Genomic DNA, 19,966 nt, shown 5'->3' with positions numbered 1-19,966 from the left:
TGCTGTCTTCGATTGCATGAACTCCGATGGAGGGATCGATGACGAAGGAACAGCTCAGACTGGATGAAGCCCGGACGAAGAAGAACGCCTGGAAGAAGTGGGGGCCCTATCTGAGTGAACGGCAATGGGGAACCGTGCGTGAAGACTATAGCGAGGACGGAAACGCCTGGGATTACTTCACGCATGATCAGGCAAGATCGCGAGCATATCGCTGGGGTGAGGATGGTCTGGCGGGCATATCCGACGATCACCAGGTTCTCTGTTTTGCTCTGGCTATGTGGAACGGCAAGGACCCGATTGTGAAGGAACGGCTCTTCGGGCTCACGAATAGCCAAGGCAATCACGGTGAAGACGTCAAGGAGTATTACTTCTATCTGGACAGCACGCCAACGCACTCTTACATGAAGTACCTCTATAAGTACCCGCAGGCAGCATATCCGTATGAAAATCTCATCGAGACAAACCGCCAGCGCAGCCGTCAGGCGCCGGAGTATGAGTTGCTCGACACAGGTGTCTTCGATGAGGATCGTTACTTCGACGTATTTGTTGAATACGCCAAGGCCGGACCGGACGACCTGGGCATACGAATCAGCGTTGCCAATCGCGGCTCAGAAGAGGCTACGTTGCATCTACTACCGACACTCTGGTTTCGGAATACCTGGTCGTGGGAGGAAAGTGCCAGCAAACCCTTATTGTCAGGGCACCATACGGAAGACGTGAGCGTTATCTCGGCTCATCATACGGACCCGCTCTTCAAAGAATCGTTTTCCGACTGCAAGCTCTATTGCGAGGGAAAGCCGCCCCTGCTGTTCACAGAAAACGAGACCAACAATGCGAAACTCTTCAGTGGTCAGAATGCTTCCCCTTATGTCAAGGATGGCATCAATGACTATGTCGTGAGTGGCAACGAGCAGGCGGTGAACCCAGCGAAGCTGGGGACCAAGGCAAGTCCACATTACATCCTGAACGTCCGTCCCGGTGAGACCCGGATCGTGCGTCTTCGCCTGGCGGGGTCTCTGTCGAGCGCGCCTAAAAGTCCCTTCAAGGATTTCGACAAGTTCTTCGCCGAACGCATGAAGGAGGCGGACGAATTCTACGACTCCATCCTGCCGCCGTTAGTGAAGGCGGACCCGGATCGCGCTCTGGTGATGCGGCAGGCGCTGGCGGGCATGCTTTGGAGCAAACAGTATTTCTACTACGATCTCACCAAGTGGCTAAAGGAACACAATGTGGGACCATGGTCAACGCCCGAGGCGCGCAAGAAGGTACGCAACAGCGAATGGTTCCACATGGCCAATGACGACATCATTTCGATGCCGGACAAGTGGGAATATCCGTGGTATGCAGCGTGGGACCTGGCGTTTCATATGCTGGCCTTCCAGACAGTGGACTCCGATTTTGCGAAGGCTCAACTCGACCTGATACTCCGCAACGACTATTTGCACCCCAACGGACAGATGCCGGCCTACGAGTGGAACTTCAGCGATGTCAATCCGCCCGTGCATGCGTATGCCACCATGCAGATTTACCTGACTGACAAGGAGCGAAACAACGGTGAGGGAGACATGCAGTTTCTCGTCTACGCATTCTCCAAACTGCTGATCAATTTCACCTGGTGGCTCAACCGCAAGGACCGTGCGGGAAACAATGTGTTTGAGGGCGGCTTCCTGGGCCTGGATAACATAGGGGTGTTCGATCGCAGTTCGCCGCTTCCTACCGGCGGATATCTGGAACAGGCTGACGGGACAGCGTGGATGGTGTTCTACAGCCAGCAGATGCTGCGCATCGCGGTGGAACTGGCGCTTTTCTACCCACCGTTTGAAGAATTCGTAATCAAGTTCTTCGAACACACCGCGTGGATCGCTGGAGCGATGGACGGCATGGGCGAACATCAAGACAAGATGTGGGACGAAGAGGATGGCTTCTTCTACGACGTCCTACGTTTACCCAATGGAGAGGCTTTTCGTTTGAAGGTGCGATCGATGGTGGGCCTTTTGCCTCTGGCTGCGGTCGCGATCTTCGAGGAGGGCACGCTCGAAAAGTTGCCGACAGCCAAGAAACGCATCCAGGAGTTTTTGGAACTTCACCCTGGCCTCTCAGCAAACATTCACATGCCGGGCACCCCGGGTGTGGCGGGTCGACACTTGCTCTCCACCGTGACCGAGCAGAAACTGCGCCGCATCCTCGGGCGGATGCTCGACGAGAACGAGTTCTTCGGACCGCATGGCATTCGGGCGCTGTCGCGCTATCACCTCGATCACCCATTCGTTTTCGACCTTGACGGTAAGCAGTTTGGTGTCTCCTATCTGCCGGGCGACTCTGACAGCGGAATGTTCGGGGGGAACTCTAACTGGAGAGGGCCGGTCTGGATGCCGGTTAACTTCCTGCTGTACCTTTCCCTCCTGCGGCTTGGCGCCTACTATGGTGATTCCTTCAAGGTGGAGTGCCCGACTGGCTCAGGGAATCAAATGACCTTGTTTGAGGTCGCTCAGCAGTTGGCAGAGCGTCTCATCGGAACATTTGTCCGGGACAGCTCGGGGCGCAGGCCGGTGTTCGGTGGAACTGAGAAGTTCCAAACCGACCCGCATTGGAGAGACAACGTCCTCTTCTATGAGTACTTCCACGGCGACAACGGGGCGGGCATCGGCGCCAGCCACCAAACGGGATGGACGGGCTGCATTGCAAGGATCATTCAGGCAAACGGACACTTTACCGCCGAAATGCTGAGAGGGCGGGATATCGAGCGCCGTGCGATCAAAAAGGCTCAAGATCAGAGAGCTTCAGACAAATGATCCTTAGCTGTTGAAGAGCCCCAGTGCTCGGTCCATCAGGCAAAATTGCGCCGACCATTAGCACCTGTATCAGATGTGGGGCCATTTTCTAAGAGAGTGAGTGGAGGCTGCGAGATTATGAAATTAAAGATACTTAAAGTACGCCGCCTACACGGGCCTTCCGCAACGGAGTGGCATTGCTCTGTGCGTTGCTCCTGGTACCGGGAGACCTAGCGGCGTACATCCAATCGCCGCCACAGCAAGAGACGCAGCAAGAGCAACCCGCACCCAAGATTCCGAATGATCAATTGGATTCGCTGGTGGCACCAATCGCACTTTATCCGGATCCTCTGCTGGCCCAGGTTCTTGCGGCCTCTACGTATCCTCTGGAGATCATTCAACTTCAGCAGTGGTTGCCGCAGCACAAGGGCTTGAAGGATAAGGAACTGGTGGATGCAGTACAGAAACAAGACTGGGACCCCAGCGTCCAGGCGATGGCGCCGCTGCCCGATGTGGTCAAGCAACTTGCAGAAAATATCAAGTGGACCACCGACCTGGGTAATGCCTTTCTGTCGCAGCAAAGTGACGTGATGGACGCGGTTCAGCGCATGCGCGCGAAAGCCAAGGACGCGGGAAACCTCAAATCCACCGAACAGCAAAAGGTGGAAACAAAGACTGTCGAGAACAAAACTGTCGTTGTGATCGAGCAGGCTCAACCTCAGGTCATTTACGTTCCTAGCTATAACCCCACGGTGGTCTACGGGCCGCCAGTCTATCCGTATCCACCGATCGTTTACCCCCCCGCCCCCTTCGACCGGAGCCGTCGTCGCGGGAATGGCCATTTCGTTTGGTGTTGGAATGGCAATGGGCGCGGCTTGGGGGCATGGCGGCTGGGGATACAACTGTGGGTGGCATGGCGGCAACAATGACACCACCATCAACCGCAATAACACCTTCGTAAACAACTCCAACAGAACGAATGTCAACCGTCCGTCACAGCGGCCCGCTGGTGGAGGGAACAACTGGCAACACAATCCTCAGCACCGCGGAGGCGCTCCCTATTCGAACAGGGCCACTGCGAACCAATATGGCGGCACCGCCCGAGGTGATTCCATGGCTACCCGGCGAGCCAATGCCAGCCAGAACCAAGGGCAATTCGGTGGGCGGCAGCAGGCAGGCAACATGGATCGCGGCGGTGGTGGGCGGCAGCAGGCGGGTGGCGCAGATCGCATCGGTAATCGGAGCGTTCCCAGCGGGGGTTCGTCGCGTGGGGGCGGAGGTTTCGGTGGTGGTTCCGGTGGCTACAGTGGAAGTAGCGCGCGAGCGAGCAGTTCTCGGGGATCTTCCAGCATGGGCTCTCGAGGCGGCGGAGGCAGAGGCGGCGGAGGCAGAGGCGGCGGAGGCAGAGGCGGCGGAGGCAGAGGCGGCGGACGGCGGAGATAGGCAGGCATGATCAAGGAAAACATATGAGATCAAATACATTCATTTACTTACCATCGAGATTCCTTGCCGCGGTTCAGGCGGTCGCTCTGCTTGGCGTCTTGACGCCGCTCGCCCACTCCACGCCGCGATCGAGCCAAACCGCGGCGGCGGCACCGCAACCAGTACAGACGTCGTTCGCCACGCCAAAACAGGCTGCCGAAGCTCTCATTCAAGCGGCAGCAAACTATGACGTGCCCACTCTAATGGGACTGTTCGGACCGGACGGCAAAGACATCGTTTCATCCGCGGACGTCGCTCGTGACAAGGCAAACGCCACATCATTTGCCGCGGAAGCTCACGAAAAGACCGAGGTGACCACAGATCCGAAGAACCCCAATCGCGCCGTTCTATCGGTCGGCAACGAAGACTGGCCACTTCCAATTCCGATCGTTAAGAAACAGGGGAAATGGTATTTCAATACCAAGGCAGGCCTCGGGGAGATTCTGCTCCGGCGTATCGGGACCAATGAACTGGACGCCATCACCATTTGCCGCGGCTTCGTGGAAGCTCAGCAGGACTATGCAGAGCAGATCCACGACGACTCAGGGGTGAATCAATACGCACAGCAAATTATCAGCACGCCCGGAAAACACGATGGGCTGGCCTGGCAAAACCCGGATGGCAGTTGGGGAGGTCCCATCGGAGAAGCGATAGCCAAGGAAATTACTGAAGGGGACGCGGGAAAGGGCAAGCCCTTCCACGGCTACTATTCAAGGTGTTGAAAGGGCAGGGGCCTGATGCGCGCTTAGGGAAGCTCGATTACATGATCGAAGGTGCGATGATCGGCGGATTTGCACTTGTAGCAGTACCTGCCGATTATCGCGTTACGGGCGTAAAGACATTCATGGTTGATTACGATGGAGTTGTCTACCAGAAAGACCTGGGGCCCGATTCGATCAAGATCGTCAAAGGCATGGAACTCTACAATCCCGACAAGACGTGGCAGCCCACATTTGACAATTGGTGATAATCACATTGGCAATTCAACCGCACTGCACTGGCGTATGAATTGTACGGTTCTTCCAAGAACATTGGGCAACCGTTGATTCTGCCCTTCATCAATCGCGTCATTTCATTTGAACGCGTTCCAGACGTTGGGAGTCATGGTCCTGTTTCCAGGCGACGTCCCCTAAATCGGCGCTGCTCGAAACGGCGATTTACTAGGCAGTTTTCTGGAAACGTCGATGACTACTTTCTCAAATCGCGTTTGTGGTGTCCGATTTACTTCGCGCATAAATTTGCAGCGATCTCTTAGCTGTCGACCGGCGATGTGCCCGATGCCGATGCGATGTCTTCGTTCAGCCAGGCGAGAAACAGCTTATATCCGACCGAAAGAACAACTGCGCCGACGAAAAGGCCAATAATACCCATCGCCATGAAGCCTCCTATCGCGCCCAAAAAGACTACAAGGATGGGAACGGGAACACCTCGTCCAAGCAACAGCGGCTTCAGTACATTGTCCATGAGGGCGACGAAGATACACCAAATCAAGAAGACCACCGCTTTGGCGGTGCCTGTGGTCGCAAAGACGTAGATCACAACGGGGATGAGGGTCAGGGGTCCAACCTGGAGCACAGCGGCAATGAGGAACACCAGTGCCCATAAGCCCGCTCCGGGGAGTTGCACCGCCAGAAATCCGAGACCGGCGAACAGAGATTGGATTAACGCAACGCCCAGGATACCGGTGGTAACGCTGCGTATGGTCGCCTCGGCGAGTGCTTCAAACTGTGCGCCTTTGCTGCCGAAAAAATGGAGCGCAATCCTTCGCGAAAGATTCGCACCCTGGTTGGAGCTGACGAGAAGGAATCCCGCGACCACAATCGAGACGAAAAACTGCAACACGCCAATGCCAACTGCGGCAGAAGCTGCGAGTAGTCCAGCCGCAACCCCTTTGAGTTGCGGGGCGAGGCTCTGTAGGGCGGCAGCAAAATTGGTGGAAGCCAAGCTCCAGAGGTCGCTCAAACGTTTGCCGACGATGGGCCAGGTTGCGATATTCGGTGGTGGTGGCGTAATCCTCAGCGTTCCATCACGAACGCGGACCGCAAGAGCCTGGAAGCCTCCGACCAACGTTTGAGCCAGGAGTGCAATCGGCACAATCAAGACGATAAGAAGAAGAACGGTAAAGAGGACGGCTGCAAACTGGTCACGACCGCCGAGCAGCTTGCGTAGCCAGCGGTATCCTGGGTAGCCAGCAATGGCAATGGTCAATCCCCACGCGACCACGGCGATAAAGGGTCGCAGAATAAGGAAACAGGTGGCGACAAGCAAGACGACAAGGCTAAGGTGAATGAAAACTTCAAGAGCCCGGCTCAGGTACGACTTGTCGGCGGTCGGTTGGCTAGAGTTCACGTCAGTTTCCTCCTTCGCAGGTCAGACCTGCTCACTTGTCCAACTGTTCCCTGCTCCACCTGCCCCCTTACAACGACGACCACTTCTGTTCATGCGTCTATGATTTCTTGTTCGCCAAGATTTTCCCCTTGCTGGTTGGTCGTATGCCTATAGACCGAAGGAGCTCGATTCAGCAAAGATAAATCGTCTTCAACGATAGCGGCATGGATGGTTGCGGCTCTCTTCATCGGAAACTGCTGAGCAGCTTACCAAACTTCTGGGAGTTCAAGTATCTAGGTTTCGGTTGTCTCGAGCCTATTTCTGGTGCTTTTCAGACCCGTTAACCCCTCTTTAGGACGCTTAAGTCTTATTGAGGCCGTATTCCCACTCGATGGCAATGAGAGCAAATATCCGTTCGACGACTACGAGAGCAATATTTGGATGTTGATCACAAACGCCTACCCACGCGCGCCCACACAAGTCCAACCAGGCAATGATGAGCAGGAGAAGAAAGAGCAGGCGAACGCATCTGGCCAACTGGTGGTAGGCACGGCCGCACTCCCCACGGAGCGACCGGTTCCCATCCGTCTTGAGCTTTCAACATCCGTTCCAAGGATGAAATTCCAGGGCAAGATTGGGAAATGTCAGACAAGTGAGTGGAAGACATCGCACTGAGGTTGACGCGGGCGGAGAATGTGATTGACCATTACGGACAAGCTAGACGCAAGGCGGGCCCAGCATGGCTCCAATGGAGAAGAGGCCCATGAGCAGCTTAGCAATCAGCTCGATCGTGTTCGCGTGCATCTTCGGAGGTGCCTTGTTTGGCATGTCTCTTCGCGCCATGTTGCCCGAGAGTCATGTGGATAGTTCTTCAAGAGATGCAGTAAGGTTGGCAGCGGGACTGGTCGTCACCATGGCTGCTTTAGTTCTCGGTTTTCTGGTTGCTTCGGCGAAAAGTTCGTACGATGCGCAGATCGCCGATGTGACACAAATATCCGCTAAGGTGATCTTGCTGGATCGCATATTGGCCCACTACGGACCTGAGGCAAAGGAAGCGCGCGCACAGCTTCGTGGCATCGTCTTAGGCACTCTCGATCGTCTCTGGCCCCAAGAACGCTCACAACCTTCCGGAGTGCGCACGCCGCCAACCCTCGCGGAGCATCTCTATGACAATGTTCAAGCGCTGTCGCCGAAGGACGATACCCAGCGCTCACTGAAGGCCCAGGCTTCGAACATGGTGCTTAGTCTTGGTGAAACGCGCTGGCTAATGTTTTCACAGAGTGCCAACTCGATTTCAAAACCGATGCTCGTGATTCTGGTTTTCTGGCTTACCATGATTTTCATCAGTTTTGGCCTCCACGCGCCTATCAACGCAACTGTGACCAGCGCCTTGCTAGTCTGCGGATTGTCGGTTTCTGCAGCAATCTTGCTGATCCAGGATCTGTACGCTCCGTACAGTGGCATGGTGACGATCTCGAGCGCCCCGCTGCGGAATGCCCTTGCGCAGCTTGGTCAGTAACGTCCGTCTCGAGGGGCCACGCATTTCTGATCTAAACTGCCAGCCGCGTGTCCGCTATGCCTGTGGTCGCGCTGGCCCAGGTATGGTGCTAAACACACTTCCGGGTGGCAATCGGTCGTCTTGCCCTGAACTATTGCGGTGGGCTCACGCGCTGGTCCCTGGTAAGCGTCTGGTTCTCACAACTCTGGACGCTTACTGGGATTCCATATGAACTCGCCTAGTCGATGCGATCTTTCGTTGGCTTGAACCTGACGCTAAGCTCCCTGTCTTCGATCCAACTATCGTCGCTCATCAGGCGAGAATAATCCTCAGCTTTGGCTTCGAGGTCTGTTACGGCCTGCCTCAAGACGACTCGAACAAAATCGTGATCGGAGATGCCATTGGGACGAAGATAGTCCGCAGAGGATTTCTTTCCGACCTCTAGGTCGAACAGGAGTTCCTGAAGTGGCAGAGCTAGTGTCCCGAAGGGTTGGTGGAACAACTCATCGTGGACGTCGTCCCACACTTCGGCCGGGATACTGAACTGCTTCAGTTGCTCGAACACATCATCGTATGTCACTATGATGCCCGGTTTGCGATCTTCCATCGACGCCTCAATTCCACATCAGCGCATGGACTGAGTGATAGTTACGATTGGTGCGCTCACCGCAGCTGCCTCTGCCTCACCTGCAACTCTGCTAAAAAGCAGTACCGCCACAGGGAGTGTGATGCCTAGCGGCGGGAGTTTTCATTACTAGGCAGAGGAATTAATTCCTTCCACAGCTATATTCGCCTTTTCTTCTCCTATAGTATCTCCTATGGGCGGTGAGAGGGGATCGACGGCGAGGATGCGTATTGCAGGGCAGATTTGTTGCAACTGCAAGATCTTCCTTCCTGCCCCGCACACCGGTCGCGAAACCTACTGTGCGAAGTGTTCCCCGAAGCGGAAAGTCTATATGCAGTTCATGTTGAAAGACTGCTGGCATTGTGAGTTCCTGGAGCAGGACCTAAAGACGTCCGCGGGCACGCCGCTGACACTAGCAGCACCGGATAAGGTAATCGAGCTCGCACGTCGCGGTGGCGCCCCGATGAAGCTCGAAGATGTACAGGCGATTGAATACGGAATTCAGATGGGCCGAGGGAGTGTGTGGCTGAACCTTACCGAGGATCAATACCGAAAGCTGAAAAAGATAAGATGAACGACGTGGCGATCGACAAAGAGGCATTCCTCTCGCTCTGGAAACTCGACGAACTTCCCGCCTGCGATGAAGGTATGGAGCTCGCGCGCCGTTTCCTGCTACGCGCCGGCGAAGCGGTGGATAAGCTTGATCAGACTGATGTGATTGCAACACGCAATGCCCTGATACGCGCGCACAAGGAACTTACCGGTCATCGATCAGAATGTCCGAAGTGCAACGAAGTCGACATGCCCGTCCATCCACTGATGTGAGGAACTATTATGGACGAACTGGAAACAGCAATCATCACGAAGACCGGTCATGGATTTGAAGTGACAGATAACTTTGGCGACATTCTTGGCAGCTTTAAGAACTGGGACCAGGTTGCCGACATGTTTCGGAAGCAGGATTTCTCTGAAGAGTACATCGCCAAGCGCCGAGTTGACGTTAACCGGAATGCCACAAACGAGACCAACGAGTAATGTGTGGCCGCTACGGAAGACGCTCGGACAAGCAGAAGATCGCTGAGGCCTTTCACGTGAAGGCCAATCTCGATGAGATCGACTTCATGCCTAATGACGACATCACGCCTGGAACCATGCAGCCAGTGGTCTTCTCGAACGACGACGAAGGAGAGCGCGACATCGAGTTGATGTATTGGGGCTTCACCTTTCCGAAGCGACTCACTTTCAATACTCGCTCTGACAGCATTCTCAAGTCTGGTCTTTGGAAGAATTCCTTTGAGAACCGGCGCTGCATTGTTCCGGCCGACCGCTTCTTCGAGTGGAAGCGTCTGCATAAGAAGAACAATCCGAAATATGAGATAACGGTTCCTGGCCGTCAGCTGTTCGCACTGGCAGGTATCTGGAGCATGTGGAAGAACAAAGAGGGCGATTCCCTGCCCACCGTCTCAGTTATCACTTCAGAACCCAACGAGAGGATGTCAGAGGTTCATGACAGGCAGCCGGTCATTCTTGAGCCGAGGGACTATGCGGAATGGCTATCGACCTCTGACCGGCCGCCGGTATACCTCCTTCGTATACTGCCGGCCCATGAGATGAAGATCCAGCTGCTCGAAGCTCATAATATGCAGCTGCCGCTTAATAACACGTAAGCACCCCGCAACACCCTGATAGATATGTACGCGTAACGCGCACGAAGCAGATACCAGACCTTTGCTGAAGTGAGCACACCGGGAGGTGGTTTACGTTTTGTACCGGAGAGGGGCTTTACAAGCCCCTTGCAGGAAGAGTAGCTCGGGTGTTGCGCTTAAAGGCTGGCTAAGCCCGGTCTGAGATAACGATATATCCTGCCGCCGGAGCGTTGGGAATGTGGGAATCCCCAAGGGATTTCCAAAGAGGAGTGGGAAGCGTGGAAAGCCGGTATTTGGGCTTTCCACGCTTTTCCATTCCTCGTCATTTCCAACGCGCGTCTGCCACATCAATGGGTGGAGTTTAATCAGCGATCTGGCTCTTCGCGTGTAGCTGGCCTTTCCGTAATGCCCGTTCCTTCATCATCACGAAGAAGACAGGCACCAGAATCAGAACGTGGATGGTGGAAGTAATCATGCCACCGACGATAGGTGCAGCAATCGGCTTCATCACATCGGAGCCGATGCCAGATTCCCAGAGAATCGGAACGAGACTGGCAAGGACAGCGCAGACGGTCATCAGCTTTGGGCGCAAACGATGAACAGCGCCTTCAATGACTGCTTCTTCCACATCAGCATTCGTCAACGTCTTACCGGACTGCACCTTATATTCGAGCGCTTCGTGAAGATAAACCACCATGACCACACCAGTTTCCACGGCGATGCCAAAGAGTGCAATGTACCCGACTGCCACGGCGACGCTGAAGTTGTAATGCAGAAGCCATTGCAGTAGCAAACCTCCGCTCATCGCATAGATGGTTGGGAAGATGAGGACAAGCGACTCGGCAACCGAGTGAAAGACCAGGTACAGCAACAGGAAGATCACAAAGAAGACGACCGGAGAAGAATAAGTTGCAGCCGTTGTTTGGCACGGAGTTCGAGTTCGTATTCTCCCGACCATTGGAAGGTGTAGTTTGCAGGCAAGGCAAGTTTCTCGTGAATGAGTTTGTTTGCCTGCGCAACGAAACCGCCATAATCGGAGTTTTTGAGATCGATGTAGATGTATCCCGTCAGCGCACCGTCTTCGTCCCGAATCATGGCAGGACCATGCGTGAAGGAGATCTTCGCTACTTGACCCAACGGCATCTGGGCGCCCGAAGGAGTGCCGATCAGCACCCCGCGCATCTTCTCAACGTTGTCGCGAAAGTCTCTCTGGTAGCGGACATTGATCGGATACCTCCAACACTGGATCAGCGCTTTGAAGCAGGACAACAGACTTGTCATTCAGGCCGCAGCAGCAGCTCAGAAAGCCGTCGACATGATCATCGGAGAAATCTTTGTTGAAGATGACAAAGAGGATAGGGGCGCCGGCGAGGACAGCACAAAAGATAAATAGATCATGGAGCGCTTTGGCATAGTTGCGCTTCGAGTGAATCGATAGAAACGGAATCCACAACCATCTTTCTCAGAATGGCTTGCGTTGGCGTGAGGGCGAAGGAAGGCTGCAACTGGATGTTCACCCGGAATGAGAGATGTGCTCATTGCCAGCGAACCTCTCTATGAATTGGATGATGCAAATTGTGCAGCAAGCTGCTGCACAATTGCCGCCACAGCGAAGCGGCAATTCGCTTTTCGAGCACCAAAGACCTATTGCTCATCGGGCTGCTCAGGGATTCATCGAAGCTTATCAAAAGCTAAAACTTTCCCTGTAGATGTCAAAAACCTTCACTCTCAACACGCTTAAAAAGTAGAGAAACAGACACAAAACGCACCGTCAGACCGCACTCCTCGCTGGGTTATAGACCACCGGCTCCGGAAGCGTGGCTGAACACAGCCAACAAAGGGCGACGATCACCTGGGCAGCCGATATCTTCGGGAAGAAGGGTCCAATTGTGACAATAGGCTACTTTTCGGCAAGCCTCGCCACATCTACTGCCGTACTTTCGAATCATCCGAACACTAGTTCGACGTGTTCCTGGCATCCACGTCTGCGCTACTTGTTCATGCAGACCTGAAATAAGAATTTGAGGGTGAAAAATTATGCGAATCGGTTTTCTTAGCCTATCTGTAACTGGGCATGTTAATCCCATGACAAGCCTGGCTCGCAAGCTCCAATCACGCGGTCATGACGTAGTATTTATCTCCCTGGTTGATATGGCGCCTTTGGCTGAGGCGGCGGGACTGCCATTTGTTCCCTGTACCGAGACGATATATCCAGCCGGCACGATGGAAACATTCATACGCCACCTCTGTAAGTTGTCCGGTGAGGATGCTCTGCACTTTACCGTCAATACGATGATGAAGGGATATACCGCAGCGTTATATAAGACCCTTCCGGATACACTCTCCAAAGCTGGGGTGGATGTGCTTGTCCTTGATCAGTATCAGCCTTATGTTGAATTGATACCGATGCACCTTCGAATGCCCTTCGTCCATGTGTCCAACGCGCTTCACGTTGACTACACGGGACGCACTCCTGTCTGTTTCATGGATTGGCAAAACGAGACTGGAGCTGATGCTATTGCCAGAAATATCGAGGGAGTCCGACTCTCGAGAAGAATCCTGGAGCCTTGCACGGCCATGGCCCAATCTTACGCAAGCGAAGTTGGGCTCTCCGTTGACTGGAATAATCCGCATTCAACACTTTCTCCTCTTGCCTGGATTACCCAGTGCCCTAAGGAATTCGACTTTGATTGCGCTCCCGACTTTCCCCAATTCCACTATGCCGGACCATTCCACGATGGGCACGGTCGGATGGACTTCGATTTTCCATGGCAGCAGCTCACAGGTGCGCCGCTCGTCTACGCTTCGATGGGCACGCTACAGAATGGATTGGTAGAAGTTTTTCGTTCGATCACGCAGGCTGCGCTTGGATTGAAGGAGCTACAATTTGTCCTTGCTGTTGGTGGCCGGCTCGATCCGAAACAGCTCGGAGACGCCCCTGCGAATGTGATTGTGGTGAGGCACGCCCCCCAAATCGAGCTTCTCAAACGCAGTTCCCTGTGCATCACTCACGGGGGATTGAACACCGCCCTTGAATCCCTTTCCAGTGGTGTGCCTATGGTTGCGCTACCCGTAACGAATGATCAACCGGGTGTGGCCGCGAGGATAACGAACAAGAAGGTGGGCGTTGTTATCTCTCCGCAACCGGCGTCCCCGGAGGATTTTGTAACAGCGATCAAACGGGTGCTGGGAGATCCGACGTTCCGGGATAACGCTCAGAAAGTGCAGCAAGCAATCCGCAGGACGGACGGTCTTTCGGTCGCCGCAGGCATTCTGGAAAAAGCATTTGAGTTGGAGGCGCGGGAGGGCTAACATCGCCTTCTATGGGCTCGCACAGACTGTCGAAGACAATCTCTTGATCATTTCCGGTTTGGTTCTGGCAGAAGTTCTGCAGTCAATTGGTGACTCAATGGCAGCCGTTTACGGCAGAGGCTTGGGACACTCCCGGGCTGAAATGGCACGAGACAAGGCGGTCTCACGCTGACGGATTATGCGCAGATATTGAGCGTCGATCGATTGGCTTTCAACATATTCAGCTCGTCTCATCAGGTTCGGATTGACTGGTTGAAAAAATGGCGTCAAGGGACCGTTCGGATTCGCCGGCTTTTTCCCTCGAAGTCGGCTAGGACCCACCGACCCTCCCTTTGCTGAATGGTCTCTACATCGAGCTCGGCCAGTTCGTTCCGCCGGAGTGCACAACCGACCAGAAGGGCCAGGATCACATAGTCCCGCTTCCCTTTGAGGGTCGAGCGGTCGGGGACTATCAGCAGATCCTTGGCCTGCTCCCAGGCCAGCATGGTTCCCTTCTGGCTAATGTTGGGGATGTCGGTCAGGCTGGCCTCCTCCTCTTGGCCCGATCATTCCGGCGCGGCGAGCTTCGCCCACCATCTACGTTAAATAGTAGAGGGAGACAAAGACCCAGGGTCGACCGCCACTCCATCAACAGCTCCCGGGTCGGCTGGCACAGAATAGGAAGAGGTCATCTAAAGTGTCGTTTTGCTAATTATTTGGCACACATTTTCTAATTATCTGGCACTTATTCGTGGAGGACTTTTCGGCCATCCCGCAGGCGTCTCGTGAAATCGTGCTTGCTTCGACCATACCTAAAGCGGCGTGTCCGCTACGCGATGTGGCTTCTGAGGGGTCAATTCCCTATCGAACAGCACTGTCGAAACGAGAGAATCTGGTAATCTGCCAAGCCTAATGGAGAAGTCGCAAGCCCAGCCTTGTGGGCCAAATAATTAGCACAGAAGTGTGCCAGATAATTAGTCAAGCAACAGTTGGCCAGGCAATCTTTGGAATAATCTCTCGCGCGCGGTGTTTCTATAACAGGAGGGTCTAGATGTTAATAGATTTGAGGCCTCTACGGCGGGTCATCCATGGCCTGCGTTCGACTACCACGATCCACTGATTCCCCCCGTATGGATACTTTCCCGCACGGTGTGGGCGAGAGCGATTCTGCAACCTGAGCAGGTGCTCGACATCAAAATTAAGACTTGGAAGTTAGTATGAATGAGTCGTTTGGTTCGTTCCTGGCCCGCTTGTCCTCGCAGGCGGCCGAAAGGGATGCGTTCGCCGGAAGTGTCGCTATCGAGTCTTATTGTGGGGCACAAGGTGACGGGCCAGAAACTATGTTGAACAAGCACATCCTCACGATGTGTTCGAAGCATTCGTCTCGTTTTGAAGTAGGTCGGGCGAACAATAGAGTTTCTTACGTTAAACACCCGGGATCACTTTCTTTAGTGCCAGCTGGCATGTGCCCCGGGATACGTGCGGAAACCAACTTCGATCTTGTAGTCTGTGCTTTAGATTCCGAATTGGTGAGCGCATTGGATTCCGAACTGGAGCATCGCCCTGATGGAGAGTTGCGCTTGCAGGTGAATCTCCAGGATCCTGCTACACAGCAACTCATGACGCTTCTCATTGCCGATGCGAACGAGGGCTATACAACTGAAAGGTTGTACACGGAGTACCTTACACAGGCCTTGGCCGTGAGGGCGCTCTTCTTAGGCAGGTCGACTAAGCCTCAAACCTGCAATAGGGGCCCATCGGGTCTGCCTAGACACGTGCTGCAACGGATAATCGAACGCATGCGGTCTTTTGGCTGTGATCTGAGTCTGCAGGCTCTGGCGAACGAGAGCGGATATAGCCGGGTCCATTTCGTCCGCATGTTTAGGGCAGCAACTGGGTACAGCCCACACACTTACTTGCTCAATTTGAGGCTGGAACGAGCTCAGGAATTGATGAAAAAACCGTCAGTATCACTTATTGACATCGCCTTGGATTGCGGCTTTTCGAGCCATTCCCACATGAGCCGCCTATTTCATAAGAGTGTTGGGGTCACTCCTAGTGCCTACCGCCGCAGCTTGCGTGCTTGAACTTACTACTGGGCAAGATGATTCGCATTTAGCGATGTTGTTTGATGTGGGGATCTACTCGCTGCACTGAATGAGGTCGGGAATGCCCGCGCGAGGGAGACGATCACCTGGGAGAGCCGCAACAGCGAATCTCTAGAAAGAAGGATCCAATTGTGACAATAGTCTACATTCTGACAAGCTTCGTCACGTTTACTGCCGTACCTTCGAATCAGCGAACACTGGTTCGACGTGTTCCTGGTATCTATGGCGACGCAAGTTGTTCATGTGGACCTGAGATCCGGATTTGAGGAGTTAAATTATGCGAGTTGGCTTCTTAGTCTACCAGCGGCGATATCGTCGACGAGCCTAGTAACAGAAGTTGGATATTTTGGAAATCTCGATGCTTTTATCAGAACAAATGCTAGCAATGGAGCAAGAGCCGCTTGCGTCTTATCTCAAAGTAAGGAGGGTTGTTGAATGCGAAGTAGTTTCGACTATGTAATTGTCGGTGCCGGCTCAGCCGGTTGTGTTTTGGCAGCGAGATTGTCGGAAGACCCCAACGTGAGTGTTGCGCTTCTAGAAGCAGGTGATGAGGATTCGGCTCCGGAGATTCGCATTCCCGCCGCTACTCTTCAGCTTGCGAAGACGAAATATGACTGGGACTTTTATAGCGAATCAGAACCAGGCCTGGGTGGACGTTCTGTTCCCCTTGCTCGTGGAAAAGGTCTCGGTGGCACGTCTTCTATCAACGCAATGGTATACATGCGCGGCAATCCTACTGATTTCGATAACTGGGGCACGGATGGAGCACCCGGCTGGTCTTACAACGACATGTTGCGCTACTTCATCAAGTCGGAAAACAACGAACGAGGAGCCAGCAAATATCACGGAAGTTCGGGTCCGCTGAGTGTGCAGAATGCGCGCTATGTTCATCCATTGAGCGAACGGTTTATTGAGGCCGCCAAGCAGGCTGGGCACGCTTACAATGAGGATTTCAATGGCGCCTCGCAGATGGGTGTGGGGCATTTCCAGGTGACACAGCGTGACGGCGAGCGCTGCAGCGTCGCTGACGCTTATCTTCATCCTGTGCGGAAGCGGCCCAATCTGCATGTCTTGACAGGTGCATTGGTACTTCGCATCCAGATCGAAGGAAGACGAGCAACCGGCGTAACGATATTCCGGTGCGGTAACGAAGAAACATTGCGGGCGGAACGGGAGGTCATTCTCTCCGCAGGCACCTACGGTTCACCGCAGACTCTTATGCTTTCCGGCATCGGCCCAGCAGCGCAGCTAAGGGCATTCAATATCGCTCCCATCGTAGATTTGCCAGTAGGCGAAGATCTACAGGACCATGTTCTGGCCCCTGTGGGTTATCGCTCGGATGAACGATCCTTCATGCATGCGGGATCGGCAGAGGATGTGGCGCTCTATATGACAAAAAAGCAGGGACCGCTGACGTCAAATGTGATCGGTGCGGGCGCGTTTCTTAGCACGAAGGATGAGCGATCCGTGCCCGATGTTGAGTTGTATATGGCGCCGGTTTTGATATCCGATATTAATTCTCCGCCTTCGGCGGATGGCTTCTCCATCGCGGTCTCTCTTATTGAAACCAGCAGCCGGGGCAAAGTCACTCTGCGGTCTGCTCGTCCCGATGCCAAGCCACGCCTCCTTACCAATGTGTTGACCACTGCCGACGATGAGAGAAGGATATTCGCTGGAATCAAGGCTGCAATGCATATTGCCCGGCAACCTAAATTGGCTGAAGTGTGTGTATCGGATTTCCTCGTGCCTAAATCTGAAAGTGACTCCGATATGCGGGATCATGTGCGAAAGTTTGCGATGACGGATCGCCACCCAGCCAGCACTTGCGGAATGGGACGGGTGGTCAATTCTGAATTGAAAGTTTTGGGAGTGGATGGATTGCGAGTGGTCGATGCGTCAGTGATGCCTACGGTAGCTCGCGGCAATCTGAATGCCATCGTGGTTGCTATCGCGGAAAAGGCCTCTGATCTCATTGCGGGCAAGAGCAGCTGAGACGGCACTCACCTAAAATGGCATCGTCAAGTTAAGTGTATGAGATGCTGGGTTGGTGAGAAGATATCTGTTGTTTTGCCAATTTAAGTGGCGCATTCTTTGCCAATTATTTGGCCACACAGAGCTCTGGCTCAGGTCAGCTCTCATCAAGCTTGGGGGTCCCCACCCCAATCGTCAAAAATCGTACGCAAAGGTTTACGTACGGACGGCCGTAACCTGTAGGTATTCGCCGCGAACCAGCGTACGTTCGGCGGGATTCTCTGCCACGTTGAACTCTGTGAACAGCGCTACCAGCTCTTCCGTCAGAGCTGCCCCTCCTGCTTCATCCAACCGGCTGAACGCCATCTGCGTAGGGCCAAAGTATCTGCGAAGAAATTCGACCATTTCAGGCGGGCTCACTGTCTTATCGTGGTCGATCGGAATCAGTTTCGTCTTGATCGCTGTAAAGTCCGGCGTCAGCCGATCCCGAACAGTCGCCTCATCGCCCCACATCACGGGAGCTGCGAGCCCAGGCGGTGGCGGCGCGTGCTTGCTGGTAATTCGGAACATCTTTCCTGAAAAGCTCTCCGGATTCCAGTTTGCCATCGCTAGCATTCCACCCCGTTTCAGTACGCGCGCCAATTCCGCAGCCACCATCTCTGGCCGGGGCGCAAACATCGCACCGAACATTGTCACCACGGCATCGAAAGCGCCGTCCGCATAGGACAACTGCTCGGCATCACCTTCGTCGAGCTGCACAGTCAGCCCTTCGGCAGCAGCACGTTCGCGCGCCTGCGCCAGAAGGTTCGGAGCAATGTCCACTCCCGTTACCACAGCACCATTCCGCGCCAAAGGAATCGCCAGATTCCCCGTGCCTGTCGCTACATCAAGCACCCGTGCACCCGCCGGCAGTGCCAAACGTTCCACAAACTCTTCGGCAGCAGATGAATTTGTTTTCGCAATGGCCCCAAAATCGCCGGCCATCCACATGGTCCGCATCGAATCTTTGATCTTCTCAAGAGGAACAGTAATATTGCTCATAAATGCATCATCTCCCAGCACTATCGGGCGCGCCCGTCAATCGACCGCACACAGATGCTATTTTCTAACTTTTATCTTTCGTCACACTTCTATAAACCCTTCAGTCGACAGTTATTCCCATCTTTATCGAAGGGACCATGCTGCCCCAAACCTAAGCGTACGATTTTGACGTTGGTGTGGTGAGCCCTGGATATCAACTGCCGGATACCGCGGGAAGCCCGTGAACTGCTGACGGAGTTGCGTCAGAATCGAGACTACGTGTTGAGATGGATGGAAGGCATCCTTCCTCTGTTGAGGAGCAGGTTCCATCTTTGGACGGCTGCCCGTTGCGAATACCGTGGAAGATGGTTCACTTCGATCTCGACTCTGAACCCAGAATTTAATAGTTGGCTATTGGAACAGGACGAAGGGCCATGTTCGCCGTCTACGTTTGAACTGCTGCTGCGAGAAGCAGACTTTCTCTGTGCGGATGGCTCGTGAATGGTCTCACGCTCTACGCTGACGTTCGCAACTTCAATGCGCCAACCTACGCGACGTGGATGAAGCGCGTGCCGTGAGTGCAACGTTGCACAAACCCGTTCGCCGCTCTCCGTCTAACTTCATGCACTTGCGCTCATCTTGCGCTCGAAAGTCGTATAGCTCGCATTCTAACGGGTTTACAATCAGCTTTCCTTGGCGTTGGTCTACCGGCGGCGATTACTGGCTATTGAGTGGTAGCTGCATGTCGTGCGCCTCTACAGTCGCATATTCATTCCCCAGCGGGACGATTCGAAGTAGATGAATTGGAGGACGGTCAGAAGGTGTAAACCATTCCTTGTAATCTCGCGACTCCGGGATCAGCGGCTGTCGCGTGTGGATCTCTGCCATCGCCTCATTGGGTTCTGTGGTGATGATGGAGACCGTAGGCATTGAACGCCTTCCGTGTTCCTCCACAGGCTCCATATCCCCGCCAGCGCGAAGGGCCTCCGCTTGTGTAGGCGCTTCCACTCAAAGAAACTGTCTGCCGGAACAATGCATCGCCGCTCCTCAAACGAGTTCTTCCAGATTCCGCTCTTGAGGATACTATCGGCCCGCGTGTTGATAGTGAAACGCTGAGGGAACGTAAAGCCTCAATACATCAATCCCGTATCGCGCTCGCCGTCATTGTTCATGAAGACGACGGGATGGAAACTACCGGGGGCGATGTCCTCTTCGGGAGCGAAGTC

The 19,966-nt window shown here is 54.2% G+C and carries 18 protein-coding genes and 2 pseudogenes; 13 read left to right on the top strand and 7 right to left on the bottom strand.

Going from position 1 to position 19,966, the window contains the following annotated elements:
• Nucleotides 1–38 precede the first annotated feature (38 nt).
• The 4 genes and pseudogenes from AC5S26_RS28845 (at nucleotide 39) to AC5S26_RS28830 (ending at nucleotide 5,220) form a co-directional block, all read left to right on the top strand.
• Entirely contained in the window at nucleotides 39–2,792 is a 2,754-nt protein-coding gene (locus tag AC5S26_RS28845; RefSeq protein ID WP_494188401.1) for an MGH1-like glycoside hydrolase domain-containing protein, read from the top strand.
• Nucleotides 2,793–3,091: 299 nt separating this feature from the next.
• Nucleotides 3,092–3,700: a DUF3300 domain-containing protein gene (locus AC5S26_RS28840; protein WP_494188400.1), complete on the top strand. Its 609-nt coding sequence runs from the start codon at nucleotides 3,092–3,094 to the stop codon at nucleotides 3,698–3,700.
• 50 nt (nucleotides 3,701–3,750) lie between these two features.
• On the top strand, nucleotides 3,751–4,224 hold the full coding sequence (locus AC5S26_RS28835; RefSeq protein WP_494188399.1) for a hypothetical protein: 474 nt from the start codon (nucleotides 3,751–3,753) through the stop codon (nucleotides 4,222–4,224).
• A gap of 13 nt (nucleotides 4,225–4,237) precedes the next feature.
• Nucleotides 4,238–5,220: pseudogene (locus AC5S26_RS28830) on the top strand (DUF2950 domain-containing protein).
• 284 nt (nucleotides 5,221–5,504) lie between these two features.
• On the opposite strand, the gene AC5S26_RS28825 reads toward AC5S26_RS28830, so the two are convergent.
• Nucleotides 5,505–6,602 carry an AI-2E family transporter gene (locus tag AC5S26_RS28825; RefSeq protein WP_494188398.1) on the bottom strand — a complete coding sequence of 366 codons (1,098 nt, stop codon included), beginning with the start codon at nucleotides 6,600–6,602 and terminating at the stop codon, nucleotides 5,505–5,507.
• Nucleotides 6,603–7,407: 805 nt separating this feature from the next.
• Between AC5S26_RS28825 and AC5S26_RS28820 the strand changes: the two genes are divergently transcribed.
• Entirely contained in the window at nucleotides 7,408–8,100 is a 693-nt protein-coding gene (locus AC5S26_RS28820) for a bestrophin-like domain (protein WP_494188397.1), read from the top strand.
• A 217-nt stretch (nucleotides 8,101–8,317) separates the two neighbouring features.
• On the opposite strand, the gene AC5S26_RS28815 is transcribed toward AC5S26_RS28820, so the two are convergent.
• A complete protein-coding gene (locus AC5S26_RS28815) occupies nucleotides 8,318–8,686 on the bottom strand; it encodes a hypothetical protein (protein WP_494188396.1) in 369 nt (122 codons plus the stop codon).
• 349 nt (nucleotides 8,687–9,035) lie between these two features.
• Between AC5S26_RS28815 and AC5S26_RS28810 the strand changes: the two genes are divergently transcribed.
• The 4 genes from AC5S26_RS28810 to AC5S26_RS28795 are packed head-to-tail and all read left to right on the top strand — an operon-like array spanning nucleotide 9,036 to nucleotide 10,371.
• Complete coding sequence (locus AC5S26_RS28810) at nucleotides 9,036–9,278, top strand: hypothetical protein (RefSeq protein ID WP_494188395.1); 243 nt, start codon at nucleotides 9,036–9,038, stop codon at nucleotides 9,276–9,278.
• The gene (locus tag AC5S26_RS28805) at nucleotides 9,275–9,529 is read left to right on the top strand and encodes a hypothetical protein (protein ID WP_494188394.1); all 255 of its coding nucleotides are present in this window, start codon (nucleotides 9,275–9,277) and stop codon (nucleotides 9,527–9,529) included. Before AC5S26_RS28810 ends, AC5S26_RS28805 begins: the two co-directional genes overlap by 4 nt.
• 9 nt (nucleotides 9,530–9,538) lie before the next feature.
• Entirely contained in the window at nucleotides 9,539–9,739 is a 201-nt protein-coding gene (locus AC5S26_RS28800; RefSeq protein ID WP_494188393.1) for a hypothetical protein, read from the top strand.
• A complete protein-coding gene (locus AC5S26_RS28795; protein ID WP_494188392.1) occupies nucleotides 9,739–10,371 on the top strand; it encodes an SOS response-associated peptidase in 633 nt (210 codons plus the stop codon). The genes AC5S26_RS28800 and AC5S26_RS28795 overlap by 1 nt, the downstream gene beginning before the upstream one ends.
• A gap of 340 nt (nucleotides 10,372–10,711) precedes the next feature.
• Here the strand turns inward: AC5S26_RS28795 and AC5S26_RS28790 are convergent, their stop codons facing one another.
• Together AC5S26_RS28790 and AC5S26_RS28785 are read right to left on the bottom strand one after the other, a co-directional pair.
• Complete coding sequence (locus AC5S26_RS28790) at nucleotides 10,712–11,233, bottom strand: efflux RND transporter permease subunit (protein WP_494188391.1); 522 nt, start codon at nucleotides 11,231–11,233, stop codon at nucleotides 10,712–10,714.
• Nucleotides 11,230–11,619: an efflux RND transporter permease subunit gene (locus tag AC5S26_RS28785; RefSeq protein ID WP_494188390.1), complete on the bottom strand. Its 390-nt coding sequence runs from the start codon at nucleotides 11,617–11,619 to the stop codon at nucleotides 11,230–11,232. Before AC5S26_RS28785 ends, AC5S26_RS28790 begins: the two co-directional genes overlap by 4 nt.
• Between AC5S26_RS28785 and AC5S26_RS28780 the strand changes: the two genes are divergently transcribed.
• Nucleotides 11,606–11,743 (top strand): hypothetical protein, encoded by a 138-nt coding sequence (locus tag AC5S26_RS28780; protein ID WP_494188389.1) that lies wholly within the window; start codon nucleotides 11,606–11,608, stop codon nucleotides 11,741–11,743. The two genes, AC5S26_RS28785 and AC5S26_RS28780, sit on opposite strands and share 14 nt — an antisense overlap.
• A 692-nt stretch (nucleotides 11,744–12,435) precedes the next feature.
• Nucleotides 12,436–13,662 (top strand): nucleotide disphospho-sugar-binding domain-containing protein, encoded by a 1,227-nt coding sequence (locus AC5S26_RS28775; RefSeq protein WP_494188388.1) that lies wholly within the window; start codon nucleotides 12,436–12,438, stop codon nucleotides 13,660–13,662.
• 266 nt (nucleotides 13,663–13,928) lie between these two features.
• On the opposite strand, the gene AC5S26_RS28770 is transcribed toward AC5S26_RS28775, so the two are convergent.
• Nucleotides 13,929–14,147: a tyrosine-type recombinase/integrase gene (locus AC5S26_RS28770; RefSeq protein ID WP_494188387.1), complete on the bottom strand. Its 219-nt coding sequence runs from the start codon at nucleotides 14,145–14,147 to the stop codon at nucleotides 13,929–13,931.
• A gap of 711 nt (nucleotides 14,148–14,858) precedes the next feature.
• Between AC5S26_RS28770 and AC5S26_RS28765 the strand changes: the two genes are divergently transcribed.
• The gene (locus tag AC5S26_RS28765) at nucleotides 14,859–15,728 is read left to right on the top strand and encodes a helix-turn-helix domain-containing protein (RefSeq protein WP_494188386.1); all 870 of its coding nucleotides are present in this window, start codon (nucleotides 14,859–14,861) and stop codon (nucleotides 15,726–15,728) included.
• A gap of 456 nt (nucleotides 15,729–16,184) precedes the next feature.
• Nucleotides 16,185–17,741 carry a GMC family oxidoreductase gene (locus AC5S26_RS28760; RefSeq protein WP_494188385.1) on the top strand — a complete coding sequence of 519 codons (1,557 nt, stop codon included), beginning with the start codon at nucleotides 16,185–16,187 and terminating at the stop codon, nucleotides 17,739–17,741.
• 195 nt (nucleotides 17,742–17,936) lie between these two features.
• Here the strand turns inward: AC5S26_RS28760 and AC5S26_RS28755 are convergent, their stop codons facing one another.
• The gene (locus tag AC5S26_RS28755; RefSeq protein WP_494188384.1) at nucleotides 17,937–18,761 is read right to left on the bottom strand and encodes a class I SAM-dependent methyltransferase; all 825 of its coding nucleotides are present in this window, start codon (nucleotides 18,759–18,761) and stop codon (nucleotides 17,937–17,939) included.
• Between the two features lie 696 nt (nucleotides 18,762–19,457).
• Nucleotides 19,458–19,807, bottom strand: a pseudogene (locus tag AC5S26_RS28750) (SOS response-associated peptidase family protein).
• Between the last annotated feature and the right edge of the window lie 159 nt (nucleotides 19,808–19,966).

The organism is Edaphobacter sp. FHG110511_03 (assembly GCF_059115365.1).
The sequence above is the reverse complement of the archived record's forward strand: the minus strand, read 5'-3'. Positions and strand labels throughout refer to the sequence as shown.